The following is a 15558-nucleotide window of genomic DNA, read 5'->3' as shown; positions in this document are numbered from 1 at the left end:
CGGGCAAGCCCGCTCCCACAGGTACTGCACAGGCCTCAGGGACTACATGAAACCTGTGGGAGCGGGCTTGCCCGCGAATGGCATCAGTTACCTTTCACCGCATAATCCGGCCGCTTGTCATTCCCCGGAATGAACGGGCTCCATGGCTGCGCCCGCAACGGCTGCTCGGTCTCCCAGACCACACTGAACTGACCGTCATCCTGAATCTCGCCGATCATCACCGGCTTGTGCAGGTGGTGGTTGGTCTTGTCCATGGTCAGCGTAAAGCCGGACGGTGCCTTGAAACTCTGCCCGGCCAGCGCTTCACGCACCTTGTCGACATCGGTGGACTTGGCTTTTTCGGCGGCCTGCGCCCACATGTGAATGCCCACATAGGTGGCTTCCATCGGGTCGTTGGTCACTGCCTTGTCTGCGCCCGGCAACCCCTTGGCCTTGGCGTAGGCTTTCCAGTCGGCGACGAACTTCTGGTTGACCGGGTTATCCACCGATTCGAAGTAGTTCCACGCCGCCAGGTGGCCCACTAGCGGCTTGGTATCGATGCCTCGCAACTCTTCTTCGCCCACCGAGAACGCCACTACCGGCACGTCGGTGGCCTTCAGGCCCTGGTTGGCCAGTTCCTTGTAGAACGGCACATTGGAGTCGCCGTTGACGGTGGAGATCACCGCCGTCTTGCCGCCGGCGGAGAACTTCTTGATATTGGCAACGATGGTTTGATAGTCGGCGTGGCCGAACGGCGTGTAGACCTCTTCGATGTCCTTGTCGGCCACACCCTTGCTGTGCAGGAAGGCGCGCAGGATCTTGTTGGTGGTGCGCGGGTAGACGTAGTCGGTACCCAGCAGGAAGAAGCGCTTGGCACTGCCGCCATCTTCACTCATCAGGTATTCCACGGCCGGAATCGCCTGCTGGTTCGGTGCGGCACCGGTGTAGAACACGTTCGGCGACATCTCTTCACCTTCGTACTGCACCGGGTAGAACAGCAGGCCGTTCAACTCCTCGAACACCGGCAGCACCGATTTGCGCGACACCGAAGTCCAGCAGCCGAACACCACCGCGACCTTGTCCTGGGTTAGCAGTTGGCGGCTCTTTTCGGCGAACAGAGGCCAGTTGGACGCGGGATCGACCACCACCGGTTCGAGCATCTTGCCATTGACCCCACCCTTGGCGTTGATCTCGTCAATGGTCATCAAGGCCATGTCCTTGAGCGAGGTTTCGGAAATCGCCATGGTCCCGGACAGCGAATGCAGGATGCCGACCTTGATGGTCTCGGCGGCCTGGAGGCTCCAGCTAAGGCCCATCGCCGCAATCGATGCGCTGAGGGTAAAGGCCTTGATCAGACTGCGTCGCTTCATGTGCTCTCTCCGCTGAGTTTTTTATCGTGTTGGCCAAGCGGGGAGGGGCGTTGCAAGGGGTGTGCCGGATGGCGGAAGGTGCGTAATAGACAGGGTGTGCGAGGTATTAGGGCGTGGGGCGGGTCCAGGATGGTGCCTTGAAGTCTTTTCTGCACAGCAATGGGGCCGCTGTGCGGCCCCAAGTGTGGATCAACTTTCGCGAACAGCGCTGCGCGGATGGCGCCGGCTGCGCACACCTTGGTAGGTCGCTGCCAGCAACACGAACCAGACCGGAGTGACGATCAAGGCAGAGCGGGTATCCGCCTCCAGGCTCAGCAACACCAGAATGAAGGCGAAGAACACCAGGCACACGTAGCACATGAAGCGCCCGCCCGGCATTTTGTACTTCGACGCCTGGTGCAGCGCCGCACGGGTTTTGCGGTACTTCAGGTACGACAGCAGAATCAGCGTCCAGACGAACATGAACAGCACCGCCGAAACGGTCGTCACCAAAGTGAACGCTTCGATCACGTTCGGCACCATGTAGATCAGCACCGCCCCCAGCAGCAAGCAGATGCACGAGAAATACAGGCCGTTGGCCGGCACCGCCCGCCGCGAAAGTTTCTCGAACGCGCGCGGTGCATCGCCTTCCTGGGCCAGGCCAAACAACATGCGGCTGGTGGAGAACACACCGCTGTTGGCCGACGAGGCCGCCGAGGTCAGCACCACGAAGTTGATGATGCTCGCCGCCGCCGGCAGGCCGGCCAGCACGAACAGCTCGACGAACGGGCTCTTGCCCGGCACCACGTCGCGCCATGGGGTCACGGCCATGATCGCGATCAGTGCCAGCACGTAGAACACGATGATGCGGATCGGGATCGAGTTGATTGCCCGTGGCAGGGTGCGCTCGGGGTTCTTCGCTTCGGCGGCCGTGGTGCCGACCAACTCGATGCCGACAAAGGCGAACACGGCAATCTGGAACCCGGCGAAGAAGCCCATCAGGCCATTGGGGAACATGCCACCGTCATTCCACAGGTTGGCCAGTTGCGCGGTGCGCCCGCTTGGTGATTCGAAGCCGGTGATGACCATGTACAGGCCGGTGGCGACCAGGCCGAGGATGGCAACGATCTTGATCAGGGCGAACCAGAATTCCATCTCGCCGAACATTTTCACGGTCACCAGGTTCAGCGACAGCAGCAGCCCCACGCAGGTCAGCGCGGGTATCCACTGCGGCAAGTCCGGGAACCAGAATTGCGTGTAGGCGGCGATCGCCACCACGTCGGCGATCCCGGTGACCACCCAGCAGAACCAGTAGGTCCAGCCGGTGAAGTAACCGGCCCAGGGGCCGAGCAGGTCGGCGGAGAAGTCGATGAACGACTTGTAGTTGAGGTTCGACAGCAGCAGTTCGCCCATGGCGCGCATGACGAAGAACAGCATGAAGCCGATGATCATGTAGACGAAGATGATCGACGGCCCCGCCAGGCTGATGGTCTTGCCCGAGCCCATGAACAGGCCGGTGCCGATGGCGCCACCGATGGCGATCAGTTGAATGTGGCGGTTGGTCAGGTTGCGCTGCAGGTGCTGGTCTTCAGCAGGGGGGGAAGAGGTCCGGGTCATTGGCTGCATTCCATTTCGGGTCAGTCTTTTTGTGAAAGCCGACAAGGCTAACACGGGCGTCCCAATTCGGGGCGCGACAGATCGACTCGACTTTTCCGATACCTGTACTGGCCTCTTCGCGGGGCAAGCCCGCTCCCACAGACTTCGCAGCGCTGCGGTTCCTGTGGGAGCGGGCTTGCCCGCGAAGAGGCCAGTAAGGGCAGAGCAGGTGTCAAGCGCTAGCCAGCACGCGCCGCCGCCGCACCACCAGGCTATCCACCACCCACATCACCACCATTGATACCCCCACCAGCGGGAACATCACCCCCAGCAACAGCATTACCCCCACCGCCGTCTTCCATCGCGGCAAGTCATGGCGCAGCGGCGGCACGCCCAGCCCACCGGCTGGCCGGCGTTTCCACCACATCACCAATCCACTCACCGAGCCCAGCAGGATCATCAGGCACACCAGCAGAATGATGAGCTGATTGAACGCCCCGAACATCTTGCCTTCATGCAGCATGACACCCACTTCGGTAGCGCGGGCGACCGGGCTGTAATCCTGCCAGCGCACGTCGGCCAGGACCTTGCCGGTGTACTGGTCGACATGCAAGGTGGCGTCGTTGCGCGGGTCGTCGGCGAACACGGCGATGGTGTAGACGCCCTCGGCCGTGGTGGGGGCGGTGATGCTGTAGCCCGCTTCCACCTGGCGCGCCGTGGCGATGTCTTCGACTTGTTGCAGGCTTACCTGCGGCGCTGCCGGCGCACTGCTCATCATGTGATGCCCGGCATGTTCGGCATGCGCACCGGACTGTGGCATCGGCGTGTTTTCCATGGCCCAGGGCACGGTCTGGCGATGGGCGCTGTTCAGTGCACCGGCTTGTTGGTCGGACTTGGGCACGTCGTTCCACATGGCTGCCGGAAATCGGTTCCACAGGTCGGCGTATTGTTTGCCCCACAAGCCTGTCCAGGTCATACCGCTGAGCAGCATCAGCAACAGCAGTGCCGACCCCCAGAAACCGGTCACCGCATGCAAGTCGCGCCAAAACAGGCGACCGCGGGCGTTCATGCGCGGCCATAGCACGCCGGCACCGTTGCGCCCGCGCGGCCACCACAGGTAGAGGCCGGACACCACCAGCACGATGCCCCAGCCAGCAGCCAGTTCCACCAAGCGGTCACCGAGCGTGCCGACCATCAGCTCGCCGTGAAGGGCGCGGGCCACGGCCTGCAGGTTCTGCTGGGCGTCCTGCTGGCCAAGGATCTTGCCGCTGTACGGGTCGACGAAGACATTCAGCTCGCGCCCGCCGTCATGCACCACGAACTGGGCGCTGCGCTCGGCATCGATGGGGGGCAGGTACTGGCTGACATGGCCCTTGGGGTAGGCTTGACGGACTTCATCCAGCATCAGGTCGGCACCCTGTCGATGGTGCCCGGCTTCGACCACCATCAGGTCACGGTAAAGCAATGGGTCCAGCTGCGGCTTGAACAGGTAGATGATCCCGGTGATCGCCAGCAGGATCATGAAAGGGGCGACGAACAGCCCAGCATAGAAATGCCAGCGCCAGGCCAGGTTGTAGAAGGACACGCGTGTTCCGCTCATGGGAACCTCCTGTTTGACCAGCTGAGGGGCGCGACCATGGCCGCGCCCATTGTTGTTGTCAGAAGCTCACATCGACCTTTGTCCAGAAGGTCCTGCCTGGCTCGTTCACGGGCTGTGGATCGCTGGCAGGGTAGCCAAACCCGGCATTCCCGGCCAGGTTCAGGTGCTCGGCGTAGGCCTTGTCGAACAGGTTGTCGACCCCCGCGCTGAGCTTGAGGTTTTTGTTCACCTTGTAGGCGCCGTTGAGTGAGAACACGCCGAAGCCGGCGCTTTTCTCGAAGTCCTTTCCGACCACGTTGCCCTGGTTCTCGGCGATGCGGTTCTGCGCGGATACCAGGCGCCACAAGGCACCGGCGCTCCAGGTGTCGCGGCTGTAGGTCAGGCCCAGGCGGCTTTCCAGCGGCGGCATCTGCGGCAGCGCCTTGCCGTCGCTGCTGTTCTTGCCCCAGGCATAGGCCAGCGTCGCGTCGGCCTTCCAGTTTTCCGTCAGCTTGTAGGCGGCGCCGAGTTCGCCGCCCATGATGCGTGCGTCGATGTTCTGCGCCTGGGAGGTGCTCATGCCCATCATGCCGGTGCGGTAGTCGAACAGGATGTAGTCGCGGATCTGCCCGACGTAACCCGAGGCCCAGGCTTCCAGGCGCTCGTCGCGGTACTGGATGCCGACGTCGAGCTGGGTGGTCTTCTCCGGCTTGATGCCATCGAAGGCGTTAGCGGCACCAGGCGGCGCCAGCTTGGGCGAGAACAGCTCCCAGTAGTCTGGGAAGCGCTGGGCATGGCCGAGGCCGATATAGGTAGTGGCGGGGAAGGCCGCCAGATCGTGCTCGTAACGTACGAAGCCGCTGGGCAGGGTGTCGGCGCGGGTGTCGCCTTCGGTGGCACTGCCGGTGCGGAAATCGCGGGCCGAGGCGCGGTCGAGGCGGGCGCCGCTGATCAGCCGGTCTTCCCCTGTGGCGTACCAGGTCAGCTCGCCGAAAGCGCCGTAGTTGTGGAAGTCGGCGTCCTTGGTCCACGGCTGGGACTTATGTGCATCGACGCCCATGCCGCCACGCTGGCGGTGTTCGTTGGTCTGCGCGTCGATGCCGCTGATCAGTTGCACGTCGGCCCAGCGCCAGGTGGCCTTGATGCGCGCACCCAGGGTGCGGCGGTCGACATTGCTGACCATGGGCATGCCCATCATGCCGCTGCCCGAGGGCGTGCGCAGGCTGTAGTTGTCCATCACGTGGTCGGCGTAGTTGTAGTAGACCTGCGCCTCGACCTTGTCGAGCACCTCGCCGAGGTTGGACTTTTCAAACCGCAGGCCCAGGCTTTCGCGCTTGAATTGCGAGCCATCCATGCCACGCCCGGCGTAGCGGGCTTCGCCATCGCCCTTGCCGGCTGTGAGTTCCAGCAGGGTGTCCGAATCTGGCGTCCAGCCCAAGGCGACATCACCGTTCCATTTGTCCCAGCGCGAGGGCACGGTGTCGCCGTTGCCGTCCTGGTAGTCGTCCGAGCGCGACTGGTTGCCGACGAAGCGGGCGTAGGCCTGGCTGTTGCCGGCGGCGGCATCGAGCACCTTGTCGAAGCGGCCATTGGAACCGGCCAAAAGGCTGGCGTTGAGTCGGCTGCCGAGGGCGCCGAATTTCTCCGGCTCACGCTCGAAGAGGATGGTGCCTGCCGAGCCGCCCGGCCCCCAGATCACGCTTTGTGGGCCCTTGATCACGGTGAGCCGGTCGTAGGTTTCTGGCGCGATATAAGAAGTGGGTGCGTCCATGCGGTTGGGGCAGGCGCCGAGCATCACACCGCCGTTGGTGAGGATGTTCAAGCGTGAGCCGAACATGCCACGCAGTACCGGGTCACCGTTGGTGCCGCCAGCGCGGATGGCCGAGAAGCCGGGGATGGTCTTCAGGTAATCGGCACCGTCGCTGGCCGGTACAGGCTGGCGTGGGTCTTTCGGGTTGGTGACCACGGTCAGCGGCGAGCTCGGCGCAATGGCGGTGATCACCGTCGGGCTCAGCTCGGGCGGTGTTGGCTCGCGGCCTTCGTGGCCGGAGTCGGCAGCCAGGGCCATGGGCGCGAGCAGCGAGCCGCACAACGCGGCGAATGTCCCTCGCAGGGCGGTGGTGAAAACAAGGGTGCAGCCGGACATAGTGATTCCAGTCGATCAGTCATGGGTGGGCGCGAAGCCTCCAGGCTTCGTGCTACAAAAAAGTGATGTCAGACGCTGATCGAAAGCGGCGGCGCGCGGCTGCGGGCACCGGGGAAGTAGGCCTGCCGGGCATGGCCCTGGTGCGTTGGGAAAACGCTGATGGAGGTGGGTGTTAAATGGCCTGCGCTGAGCGGGCTAAGCGTTTGCGGGAGGGCGGGGCAATTGAACAGCAGGCTGCAGTAGCCGCACTTTTCCCACATGACATGCAGCTGGCCATCGCCGGTGTGGCATTCAGGTGCCTCGCCATGCTGATGCTCCATGGACATGCTCATGTCCATCGGCATGTTCATGCCGGCGTGATCCATCGGCATCGACTGGGAAACCAGCGGGCCGATGAAGATCATCCACATGGCGAACAGGCTCAGCCAGCCGCCACCGACGCGCCTGCGTTCAGGGCGGGTGGTACGGCTGCGGCTGTTGCGTGGCAGGTCCATGCTGGCGAGCGCCGGTTAGCTTGCGTCAGTGCGCGTGTTCGTGGCCTTGCGGCTGGTCCGCCGGCGGCTGCTTCTGCACGGCGACGTCGACGGTGATATCGCCGGCCTTTTCAAAATGCAGGGTCAGTGGGAAGTGCTTGCCGTCGACCAGCAGGCTGCGGTCACTGGGCTGCATGAGCATCACGTGGTAGGCGCTGGGGGCGAAGACCAGGTCCTTGCCGGCCGGTACGGCCACGCTCGGCACTTGCTGCATCTTCATGGCGCCGTTGCCGCTCATCACATGCTCGTGCAGTTGGGCATCGGCGGTGATCGGGGTGTCGACGCTCAGCAGGCGGTCATCGACCTTGCCGTTGTTGTGCACGACGAAATACGCAGCGACGTTGGGCGCATTCGGTGGCAGCGCGAGCGACCAGGGGTGGGCGATATGCAGGTCGCCCACGGTATATTCATGGGCATTGGCGAAGGCGCCGGGCAGCAGCAAGGCGGCCGCGATAAGAGCTTGCTTGAGCATGGTGTGAATCTCCGTTCTGTTCAGGTTCAGGCAGACAGCGCGATGAACTCAGACCAGGGGAGAGGCACGGGGATTGAGCGCAGGCCATAGTTGGCGCGGCGTCGGTTGGTAAGTGGCGAGCGGCGGTGGTTGCCCGGCCAACAGCGTGGGCGGGTTGTGCAGCTGGGGCGGGTAGCCTGGCAAGGCCAGCAGCGGCGCGGCGCCGGAACAGCACCAGCAGTGCTGCATGTTGGAATGGTCGTCGCTTTGCGTGCCGAGGTCGATCTTGGCCAGGGCTTGGACATCGACTTTGGCCTTGCCCGCCACGCTCGAACAGAAAGCCCCCCACAGCAGCTGTTCGGCCGGGCCTTTGGGCGCGGCAGAAGACAGCGGCATGGCCAGCAAGTTGAACAGCACTGCAAGGCAGGCTATCCAGGCGATGTGCCGACGTGGGGGCATGGAGAGATCCGGTCAGGAATCGTGGTGGGTATTGTACGGCGGAGTATAGGTAAAAAAGGCAGGGTGCGGTGAAGTGACGCAGGCGCGGTAGTGTAGTAGCTACTGTGCAGCCCCATTCGCGGGGCAAGCCCGCTCCCACAGGCAAGCTCTGGAATTGGTCATTTCTGTGGGAGCGGGCTTGTCCCGCGAATGGGCCGCACAGCGGCCCCGGCAGTTTCAAGCCTTGTTGCGGCCCATCAGACCACGAACGGTCTCTTGCAGGTCGGCGGGCAGTACCACCACCTTGGCATTGTTGCTGCTCGCCAGACTCTCCATGGCCCCGACATAACGCTCACCCAGCAGGTACATGGCCGGTACCGTTTCGCTGCCCACGGCTTCCTTGACCAGCGAAATCGCCCGCGCCGAGGCCTCGGCCAGGTTGATCTGCGCCTCGGCGTCCAGCTTGGCCGATTGCAGACGTGCTTCGGCTTCGAGGATCGCCGCCTGCTTGGCCCCTTCGGCGCGGGTCACGTCGGCTTTACGCTCACGCTCGGCAGCTGCCTGACGTTCCATGGCCATCTGCATGTTCTCGGACGGCTTGATGTCCTGGATCTCCACCGAGCGCACGGTCACGCCCCAGTCTTCGGTCTGCTCGGACATCGCTTCACGCAAGCGCGCCTTGATCTGCTCGCGGCTCGACAGTGCTTCGTCGAGGTCCATGGCGCCGACGATGGCGCGCAGCGAGGTCATGGTCAGGCTGGTGACGGCGAACGAGAAGTTCTGCACGCCGTAGGAGGCTTTCTGCGGGTCGACCACCTTGGCGAAGCACAAGGCATTGGCGACGATGACCGCGTTGTCGCGGGTGATGATTTCCTGCTGCTGCACGTCGAGGATGATGTCTTTGGTCGGCAGGCGGTAGGCGACCACGTCCATGTACGGGATGACGATGTTCAGGCCGGGCTTGAGCGTGCTGTGGTAACGGCCCAGGCGCTCTACGATCCATTCCTCACCCTGGGGCACGATGCGCACCCCCTTGAATACGGTGATCAGGACAAACACGGCAAGGGTGCCGACGACGATGAGACTTGTCATGCTGTGAACTTCCTTTCAGTGCGGGTCAGGCGCGAATGACCCGGGCGGTATTGCCTTCGATGGCGACGAGACGCACGCGCTCGCCGGACGGGATGTCACTGTCGGCCACGCAGACCCATTCCTCGTTGCCGAGGATTGGCTTCTGAAAGCGCACGCGGCCTTTCTGAAATTGCGAAACGCTACTGATCAGCAGCCCGACTTCGCCGATTACGCTGTCAGCGGTCCAGCGCACATCCGGCTGCTTGCGCCGGAACAGCTTGAACCACAGTGCCGTGGTGACGGAGGAAAACAGCACCCACATCAGCACTTGCATATCCAGTTGCAGGTTGGGGGCGGCGAGCGAGATGAGTGAAACCAGCACGGCACCGATGCCGAACCAGATGATGAAGAACGTGGGCAGGACCAGTTCGAGCAGGATCAGCGCGATACCGAAGACCAGCCAGATCCACCATTGCATTTCCATATGGTTGACGCCTTCCAAAGGGGAGGCGTCGAGTTTACGGCAGCAAGGCGGCACTAGGCCATTCGTTGGCTTTAGGGGAATTTCTGAAAAAAGCGTAGGACCGGCGGCAACCTACGGAAGATCGAGTGCTGAAAGAAATTGCGCTACCGTCGCAAACTCCAAGTCCACCGGTACAAGCGCTGGCCGTTTCAAAATAAGCACTGGCACGCCGCGCTCGCGCGCTATTTCCAGCTTCGGCTCCGTCGCCACGCTGCCGCTGTTCTTGCTCACCAGCACATCGATGTTGCGCCGTGTAAACAGCACCCGCTCATCTTCGAGATGAAACGGCCCGCGCGCACCGATCACTTCGCAGCGATCGTTGCCAGGGCAGGCTTCCAGCGCCCGCAGGGTCCAGAACTGCTCCTGTGGAATTTCCTCCAGGTGTTGCAACGGCTCGCGCCCGAGGGTGAATAGCGGCCGCCGAAACGGCTTGAGCGCATCCATCAGTCCTGCCCAGTCGTCCACCTCGCGCCAGTCATCACCCGGTTGCGCCACCCAGGCCGGGCGGCGCAAGGCCCAGCAAGGGATACCGACGGCTTGAGCGGCAACCGCGGCATTGCGGCTGATCTGTGCCGCATAGGGGTGGGTGGCATCGATCAGCAGCGTGATGCCTGCTTCGCGCAGGTAACTGGCCAGGCCTTCGGCGCCGCCATAACCGCCAACCCGCACCTGGCAGGCCAGGTCCTGCGGCACGCGGCCGATGCCGGCCAGGCTATAGACATGCTCGGGCCCAAACTGGCGGGCGATGGCCAGGGCTTCGGTGACCCCGCCCAGCAACAGGATGCGCCGGCTCATTGCACACCGGCCTTGCCGACGATGCCGCCCTGGCGGTCGATGGCGAAGACTTCCACCTGTACCTGCGCAGGCACCACACTGCGGGCAAAGGCCAGGGCATGGGCGCAGACTGCATCGCCCAGGGCGATACCCGCCGCGTGCGCCAGGGCCAGGGCTTGCTGGCTGGTGTTGGCGGCCATGATCGCGGCCTGCAGGTCGGCATCGGCGCCGATGTCTGCGGCCCAGCCGGCCAGTTGCGGCAGGTCGATGCTCGAATGGCGGCTGTGCAGGTCCATGTGCCCGGCGGCCAGTTTGCTGATCTTGCCGAAACCACCGCACAGGGTCAGGCGGGGTACCGGCACTTTGCGCAGGTGTTTGAGCACGGCGCCGACGAAGTCGCCCATCTCGATCAGCGCAATCTCCGGCAGGCCGTAGACCCGGCGCATGGTGTCTTCGCTGGCATTGCCGGTGCACGCGGCGATGTGGGTGTAGCCATTGGTGTGGGCGACGTCGATGCCCTGGTGGATCGACGCGATGTAGGCCGCGCAGGAGAACGGGCGGACGATGCCGCTGGTGCCCAGGATCGACAACCCGCCGAGGATGCCCAAGCGCGGGTTCATGGTTTTCAGCGCCAGTTCCTCGCCGCCCTGCACGTTCACGGTGACCTCGAAGCCGCCCGGGTAGTTGCAGCTGTCGGCCAACTGCTGCAGGTGCTCGCTGATCATCCGCCGTGGCACCGGATTGATCGCCGGTTCGCCAACTGCCAGCACCAGACCTGGGCGGGTGACGGTACCGACGCCGACGCCTGCGACAAAGCGTACGCCAGGCGCGGCCAGCAGACGCACCTGGCTGTAGAGCAGCGCGCCGTGGGTGACATCCGGGTCGTCGCCGGCATCCTTGAGCGTGCCGGCCTCGGCGCGCTGGCCGTCGCGGCGGCAGAACTCCAGACGCATCTGCACCACCTTGCCTTTGGGCAGGGTAATGCTGACGGCGTCATCCGCCTGGCCGGCGAGCAGCAGGCGCGCGGCCGCCAGGCTGGTGGCGGTGGCGCAGCTGCCGGTGGTCAGGCCGCTGCGCAGGGGCGCGGGTTGTTCGCGGGTTTCCTCACGCATCGAAGGGTTTCACCACGTCGAGCAAGGTGATCGGCAACGCCTGACGCCAAGTGTCGAAGGCGCCGAGGGGTTGGGCCTGGGCGACATGAATGCGGGTCAGCTCGCCGCCATGCTGCTCGCGGAAATGCGCCAGGGCCAGCTCGCTCTGCAGGGTTACGGCATTGGCCACCAGCCGCCCGCCAGGGCGCAGGCGTTCCCAGCACAACGCCAGCACGCCTTCGCGGGTGACGCCGCCACCAATGAAGATGGCGTCCGGGCGCTCCAGCTCGGCCAGCGCCTGCGGGGCCTTGCCGCGAACCAGTTGCAGCCCGGGGACGCCGAGGGCATCGCGGTTGTACTCGATGAAACCCTGACGGCCTTCGTCGGCTTCGATCGCCAGCGTCCGGCAGGCAGGGTGGGCACGCATCCATTCGATGCCAATCGAGCCACAGCCCGCGCCCACGTCCCACAACAATTCGCCGGGCTGAGGAGCAAGACGGGCCAGGGTGATGGCGCGCACGTCACGTTTGGTCAGCTGGCCGTCGTGGCGGAAGGCGTCATCTGGCAGGCCTGGGGTACGAGCAAGACGCGGGGCGTCTGCTGTGGCCTGGCACTCGATGGCGACCAGGTTCAGCGCGGCAATCTCGCAGTGCGGCCAGTCATCGGCACTACCCACCAGCTGGCGTTCAGCTGCACCGCCTAGATGCTCGAACACCTGCAGCCGACTTGGCCCGAAGCCTCGCTCGCGCAGCAGGGTGGCGATGGCGGCAGGGCTGTCGCCGTCGTTGCTCAGCACCAGCAGGCGCTGGCCGCTGTACAGGTGGGCATTGAGTGCGGCCAAGGGGCGCGCGACCACCGACACCACCTGCACGTCCTGTAACGGCCAACCCAGGCGCGCGGCGGCCAGGGCACAGGAGGAGGGCATCGACAGCACCTGCATTTCATCAGCCGGCACCTGCCGCGCCAGGCTGGCGCCGACGCCGAAGAACATCGGGTCACCGCTAGCCAGCACGCACACCGGTTCACCGCGCAGGGCCAATACTGGGGCCAGGGAGAACGGGCTCGGCCAGTCCTGCTGGGCGGCTGTTATACAGCGGGGCAGCAAGGCCAGCTGGCGCGGGCTGCCGATGATCCGCGAGGCGCCTAGCAGCGCGCGCCGGGCCTGCTTGCCCAAGCCGCTGAAGCCGTCTTCGCCGATGCCTACTACTGTCAGCCAGGGTGTCATGTGTTTCAGATCCGTCATTTTTTGGGGCCGCGGTGATGAATGCTCGACCACCGGTTTTTCATGCCGCCGGACAAAGCAGGCATAATACCGCGCCTTCTACACTCAAGCGCATTTTCAGCGATTGCCGGACGCCCCTTTGAAGCAGGTCCATGCCCCTACCGTATCGCCCCGTCCCTCGGCTTGCCCGGGGTTGTGGCGTATCGTCGGCGCCCGCGATGGCGGGATCTGCCGGATCAAGCTGCCCGGCGGTTTGCTGCTGGCAGACCAGGCCGATGCGGTGGCGGGCGCTGCCGAGCGATTCGCCACCGGCGTGATCGAGGCGACCAACCGCGGCAACTTGCAGATCCGTGGTGTCGGTGACGATCACCAGGGCCTGATCGACAACCTGCTGGATGCAGGCCTGGGCCCGCGCGAAGCCGCCAGCGACGATGTGCGCAACCTGATGCTCAACCCCCTGGCCGGCCATGACCCGGCCATGGTGCTGGATGTGCGGCCATTGGCCGCACAAATACTCGACCTGCTGCAAGGCACCCCGCGCTTTCATCAGTTGTCGGCCAAGTTCGCCCTACAGCTGGACGGTGGCGAAGGCCTGGCGATGCTCGAACACCCGCACGACCTGTGGCTCTCGGCATTGCGCCTGGAGCAGCGCACTTGGCTGGCGTTCGGCCTGGCTGGCTGCCCTGCCGATGGCCAGGTACTCGGTGCGGTGCCGGTGGAGCAGGGCCTGGCGCTGGTGCGTGCAGTGCTTGAACGCTTCCTCGACCTGGCCAGCCCGGATCAGGCACGCATGCGCCAATTGCTTGAAGGTTGTCCGGTGGACAGTTTCATCGATGGCCTGGGGCTGAACATCCGCCGTGACGCTGCCGTCCTCGATTGGCGACGCGAAGCAGGCAACCGCCCATGGCTGGGCGCTGTGCCACAGCAGCATGGCATGGCGCTGGGCATCGCCCCGCCGCTGGGCAGGCTGACGGGCGACATGCTCCGTGGCGCTGCGCGAGTCGCCCGCGAACTGGGCGATGGCAGCCTGCGCCTGAGCCCTTGGCAGAGCCTGGTCCTGCCCAACATCGCTGTCGCCTGCATCGCCGAGGCGCAACGTGATTTGTCGGCCTTGGGTATGCTCTGCCACAACCATGAACCCTTGGCCCGTCTGGTCGCCTGCACGGGCAGCAGCGGTTGCGCCAAGGCGCACGGCGAAACCAAGACCGATGCCGTGACCCTGGCAGCCCTGTTGCCCGCTGGCGCCCCTGCCAGCGTGCACTTGTCCGGCTGCCACCGATCCTGCGCCGTGGCCCATGTCGCCGCGGCGACCCTGCTGGCCCGTTCGCCGGGCCGTTATGACCTCTATTTGCGTGACGCGCGCCTGCCAGGCTTTGGCGCCCTGCGCGCCGCCGACCTCACCTTGAATGAAGCAGGCGCCATGCTCGCCCTGCCGACGGAGCACCTTGATGATTGATTACATCCGCGATGGTCAGGAGATCTATCGCAACTCCTTCCGGATCATCCGTGAAGAAGCCCGACTCGAGCGGATCCCCGCAGACCTCGAGAAGCTCGCCGTGCGTGTGATCCACGCCTGCGGCATGGTCGAGGCCATCGACGGTTTGCAGTTCTCCGAAGGTGCCGGCCGCGCTGGGCGCGAAGCCCTGGCCAAGGGGGCGCCGATCTTGTGCGACGCGCACATGGTCGCCGAAGGCATCACCCGCGCACGCCTGCCGGCGGACAACAAAGTGATCTGTACCCTGCGCGACCCGAGTGTGCCAGGCATGGCCAAGGAGGCTGGCAACACCCGTTCGGCATTGGCCCTTGAATTGTGGCGGCCGTACCTGGAAGGCAGCGTGGTGGTGATCGGCAACGCCCCCACCGCGTTGTTCTATCTGCTGGAAATGATCGACGCGGGCGCGCCCAAACCGGCACTGATCCTCGGCTTCCCGGTCGGCTTCGTCGGCGCTGCCGAGTCCAAGGCGATGCTCGCCGCCGACAGCCGCGGCGTGCCGTTCGTAATCATGCAAGGCCGCCTGGGCGGCAGCGCGATGGCCGCCGCCGCGGTCAACGCCCTCGCCACGGAGGTGGAATGATGACGCCGCGCGGCCGCCTGCTGGGCCTGGGCGTGGGCCCTGGCGACCCTGAGCTGATCACCCTCAAGGCCCTTCGCCTGCTGCGCGAGGCCCCGGTGGTCGCCTACTTCGTGGCCAAGGGCAAGCGTGGCAACGCCTTCGGCATCATCGAGGCGCACCTGCAGCCTGCGCAAACGCTGCTGCCGCTGGTCTACCCGGTGACCACCGAAGCGCTGCCGGCACCCTTGTCGTACGAGCAGGTGATCAGCGACTTCTATGATGAAGCCAGCGTGCAGGTGGCCGAACACCTGGATGCCGGCCGCGATGTGGCGGTGATCTGCGAGGGCGATCCGTTCTTCTATGGCTCCTACATGTACTTGCACGACCGCCTGGCGCAGCGCTATGAGGCGCAGGTGATCCCGGGTGTCTGCTCGATGCTCGGTGGCGCTTCGGTACTGGGCGCACCGCTGGTGTACCGCAACCAGAGCCTGTCGGTGCTGTCCGGCGTGCTGCCGGCCGAAGAGCTCAAGCGCCGCCTGGCCGATGCCGATGCGGCGGTGATCATGAAACTGGGCCGCAACTTCCCCAAGGTGCGCCAGGTGCTCGGCGAGCTGGGCCTGGACGGGCGTGCGTTGTACGTCGAGCGGGCGACCATGGCCAACCAGAAGATCGTCGCGCTGGACGCGGTCGACCCGCAGTCCTCGCCGTACTTCTCGCTGATCATCGTGCCGGGTGAAAAATGGCAGGGATGA

General features: G+C 64.7%; 15 protein-coding genes. 3 read left to right on the top strand and 12 right to left on the bottom strand.

Features of this window, described 5'->3' with window-relative positions:
- Nucleotides 1-83 precede the first annotated feature (83 nt).
- From urtA to cbiE, 12 genes are all read right to left on the bottom strand, one after another.
- The gene (gene urtA, locus ACZ6YA_RS09070) at nucleotides 84-1349 is read right to left on the bottom strand and encodes an urea ABC transporter substrate-binding protein (RefSeq protein ID WP_465896770.1); all 1266 of its coding nucleotides are present in this window, start codon (nucleotides 1347-1349) and stop codon (nucleotides 84-86) included.
- Nucleotides 1350-1538: 189 nt separating this feature from the next.
- Nucleotides 1539-2945 (bottom strand): D-serine/D-alanine/glycine transporter, encoded by a 1407-nt coding sequence (cycA, locus tag ACZ6YA_RS09065; RefSeq protein WP_465896769.1) that lies wholly within the window; start codon nucleotides 2943-2945, stop codon nucleotides 1539-1541.
- A gap of 211 nt (nucleotides 2946-3156) precedes the next feature.
- Nucleotides 3157-4524 (bottom strand): PepSY-associated TM helix domain-containing protein, encoded by a 1368-nt coding sequence (locus ACZ6YA_RS09060; RefSeq protein ID WP_465896768.1) that lies wholly within the window; start codon nucleotides 4522-4524, stop codon nucleotides 3157-3159.
- A 58-nt stretch (nucleotides 4525-4582) separates the two neighbouring features.
- Complete coding sequence (locus tag ACZ6YA_RS09055) at nucleotides 4583-6649, bottom strand: TonB-dependent copper receptor (RefSeq protein ID WP_465896767.1); 2067 nt, start codon at nucleotides 6647-6649, stop codon at nucleotides 4583-4585.
- 68 nt (nucleotides 6650-6717) lie between these two features.
- Nucleotides 6718-7143, bottom strand: a complete 426-nt coding sequence (locus ACZ6YA_RS09050) for a DUF2946 domain-containing protein (RefSeq protein ID WP_465896766.1) — start codon at nucleotides 7141-7143, stop codon at nucleotides 6718-6720.
- 25 nt (nucleotides 7144-7168) lie between these two features.
- The gene (locus ACZ6YA_RS09045) at nucleotides 7169-7654 is read right to left on the bottom strand and encodes a copper chaperone PCu(A)C (protein WP_465896765.1); all 486 of its coding nucleotides are present in this window, start codon (nucleotides 7652-7654) and stop codon (nucleotides 7169-7171) included.
- Nucleotides 7655-7702: 48 nt separating this feature from the next.
- Nucleotides 7703-8092, bottom strand: a complete 390-nt coding sequence (locus ACZ6YA_RS09040) for a DUF2946 domain-containing protein (RefSeq protein ID WP_465896764.1) — start codon at nucleotides 8090-8092, stop codon at nucleotides 7703-7705.
- 216 nt (nucleotides 8093-8308) lie between these two features.
- Nucleotides 8309-9163, bottom strand: coding sequence for an SPFH domain-containing protein (locus ACZ6YA_RS09035; RefSeq protein ID WP_465896763.1), 855 nt, complete (start codon nucleotides 9161-9163; stop codon nucleotides 8309-8311).
- 25 nt (nucleotides 9164-9188) lie between these two features.
- The gene (locus ACZ6YA_RS09030; protein WP_400796955.1) at nucleotides 9189-9626 is read right to left on the bottom strand and encodes an NfeD family protein; all 438 of its coding nucleotides are present in this window, start codon (nucleotides 9624-9626) and stop codon (nucleotides 9189-9191) included.
- Nucleotides 9627-9737: 111 nt separating this feature from the next.
- Nucleotides 9738-10460: a cobalt-precorrin-6A reductase gene (locus tag ACZ6YA_RS09025; RefSeq protein ID WP_465896762.1), complete on the bottom strand. Its 723-nt coding sequence runs from the start codon at nucleotides 10458-10460 to the stop codon at nucleotides 9738-9740.
- Complete coding sequence (locus ACZ6YA_RS09020) at nucleotides 10457-11551, bottom strand: cobalt-precorrin-5B (C(1))-methyltransferase (RefSeq protein ID WP_465896761.1); 1095 nt, start codon at nucleotides 11549-11551, stop codon at nucleotides 10457-10459. The genes ACZ6YA_RS09025 and ACZ6YA_RS09020 overlap by 4 nt, the downstream gene beginning before the upstream one ends.
- On the bottom strand, nucleotides 11544-12755 hold the full coding sequence (gene cbiE, locus ACZ6YA_RS09015; protein ID WP_465896760.1) for a precorrin-6y C5,15-methyltransferase (decarboxylating) subunit CbiE: 1212 nt from the start codon (nucleotides 12753-12755) through the stop codon (nucleotides 11544-11546). The genes ACZ6YA_RS09020 and cbiE overlap by 8 nt, the downstream gene beginning before the upstream one ends.
- 121 nt (nucleotides 12756-12876) lie before the next feature.
- Here cbiE and cobG point away from each other — a divergent pair, with 121 nt between their 5' ends.
- The 3 genes from cobG to ACZ6YA_RS09000 are packed head-to-tail and all read left to right on the top strand — an operon-like array spanning nucleotide 12877 to nucleotide 15558.
- A complete protein-coding gene (cobG, locus tag ACZ6YA_RS09010; RefSeq protein ID WP_465896759.1) occupies nucleotides 12877-14208 on the top strand; it encodes a precorrin-3B synthase in 1332 nt (443 codons plus the stop codon).
- Nucleotides 14201-14827, top strand: coding sequence for a precorrin-8X methylmutase (locus ACZ6YA_RS09005; protein WP_465896758.1), 627 nt, complete (start codon nucleotides 14201-14203; stop codon nucleotides 14825-14827). The genes cobG and ACZ6YA_RS09005 overlap by 8 nt, the downstream gene beginning before the upstream one ends.
- Complete coding sequence (locus tag ACZ6YA_RS09000; protein ID WP_465896757.1) at nucleotides 14824-15558, top strand: precorrin-2 C(20)-methyltransferase; 735 nt, start codon at nucleotides 14824-14826, stop codon at nucleotides 15556-15558. Before ACZ6YA_RS09005 ends, ACZ6YA_RS09000 begins: the two co-directional genes overlap by 4 nt.

The sequence above is a fragment of the Pseudomonas sp. NPDC090752 genome, from assembly GCF_055584805.1.
Note: the sequence above shows the minus strand (reverse complement) of the source record. Positions and strands in the feature narration are given on the sequence as shown.

What these genes read in the sequence shown, in the direction of transcription:
- urtA (WP_465896770.1), bottom strand. Translation starts at nt 1,349, where the DNA reads ATGAAGCGACGCAGTCTGATCAAGGCCTTTACCCTCAGCGCATCGATT.
- cycA (WP_465896769.1), bottom strand. Translation starts at nt 2,945, where the DNA reads ATGACCCGGACCTCTTCCCCCCCTGCTGAAGACCAGCACCTGCAGCGC.
- ACZ6YA_RS09060 (WP_465896768.1), bottom strand. Translation starts at nt 4,524, where the DNA reads ATGAGCGGAACACGCGTGTCCTTCTACAACCTGGCCTGGCGCTGGCAT.
- ACZ6YA_RS09055 (WP_465896767.1), bottom strand. Translation starts at nt 6,649, where the DNA reads ATGTCCGGCTGCACCCTTGTTTTCACCACCGCCCTGCGAGGGACATTC.
- ACZ6YA_RS09050 (WP_465896766.1), bottom strand. Translation starts at nt 7,143, where the DNA reads ATGGACCTGCCACGCAACAGCCGCAGCCGTACCACCCGCCCTGAACGC.
- ACZ6YA_RS09045 (WP_465896765.1), bottom strand. Translation starts at nt 7,654, where the DNA reads ATGCTCAAGCAAGCTCTTATCGCGGCCGCCTTGCTGCTGCCCGGCGCC.
- ACZ6YA_RS09040 (WP_465896764.1), bottom strand. Translation starts at nt 8,092, where the DNA reads ATGCCCCCACGTCGGCACATCGCCTGGATAGCCTGCCTTGCAGTGCTG.
- ACZ6YA_RS09035 (WP_465896763.1), bottom strand. Translation starts at nt 9,163, where the DNA reads ATGACAAGTCTCATCGTCGTCGGCACCCTTGCCGTGTTTGTCCTGATC.
- ACZ6YA_RS09030 (WP_400796955.1), bottom strand. Translation starts at nt 9,626, where the DNA reads ATGGAAATGCAATGGTGGATCTGGCTGGTCTTCGGTATCGCGCTGATC.
- ACZ6YA_RS09025 (WP_465896762.1), bottom strand. Translation starts at nt 10,460, where the DNA reads ATGAGCCGGCGCATCCTGTTGCTGGGCGGGGTCACCGAAGCCCTGGCC.
- ACZ6YA_RS09020 (WP_465896761.1), bottom strand. Translation starts at nt 11,551, where the DNA reads ATGCGTGAGGAAACCCGCGAACAACCCGCGCCCCTGCGCAGCGGCCTG.
- cbiE (WP_465896760.1), bottom strand. Translation starts at nt 12,755, where the DNA reads ATGACACCCTGGCTGACAGTAGTAGGCATCGGCGAAGACGGCTTCAGC.
- ACZ6YA_RS09005 (WP_465896758.1), top strand. Translation starts at nt 14,201, where the DNA reads ATGATTGATTACATCCGCGATGGTCAGGAGATCTATCGCAACTCCTTC.
- ACZ6YA_RS09000 (WP_465896757.1), top strand. Translation starts at nt 14,824, where the DNA reads ATGATGACGCCGCGCGGCCGCCTGCTGGGCCTGGGCGTGGGCCCTGGC.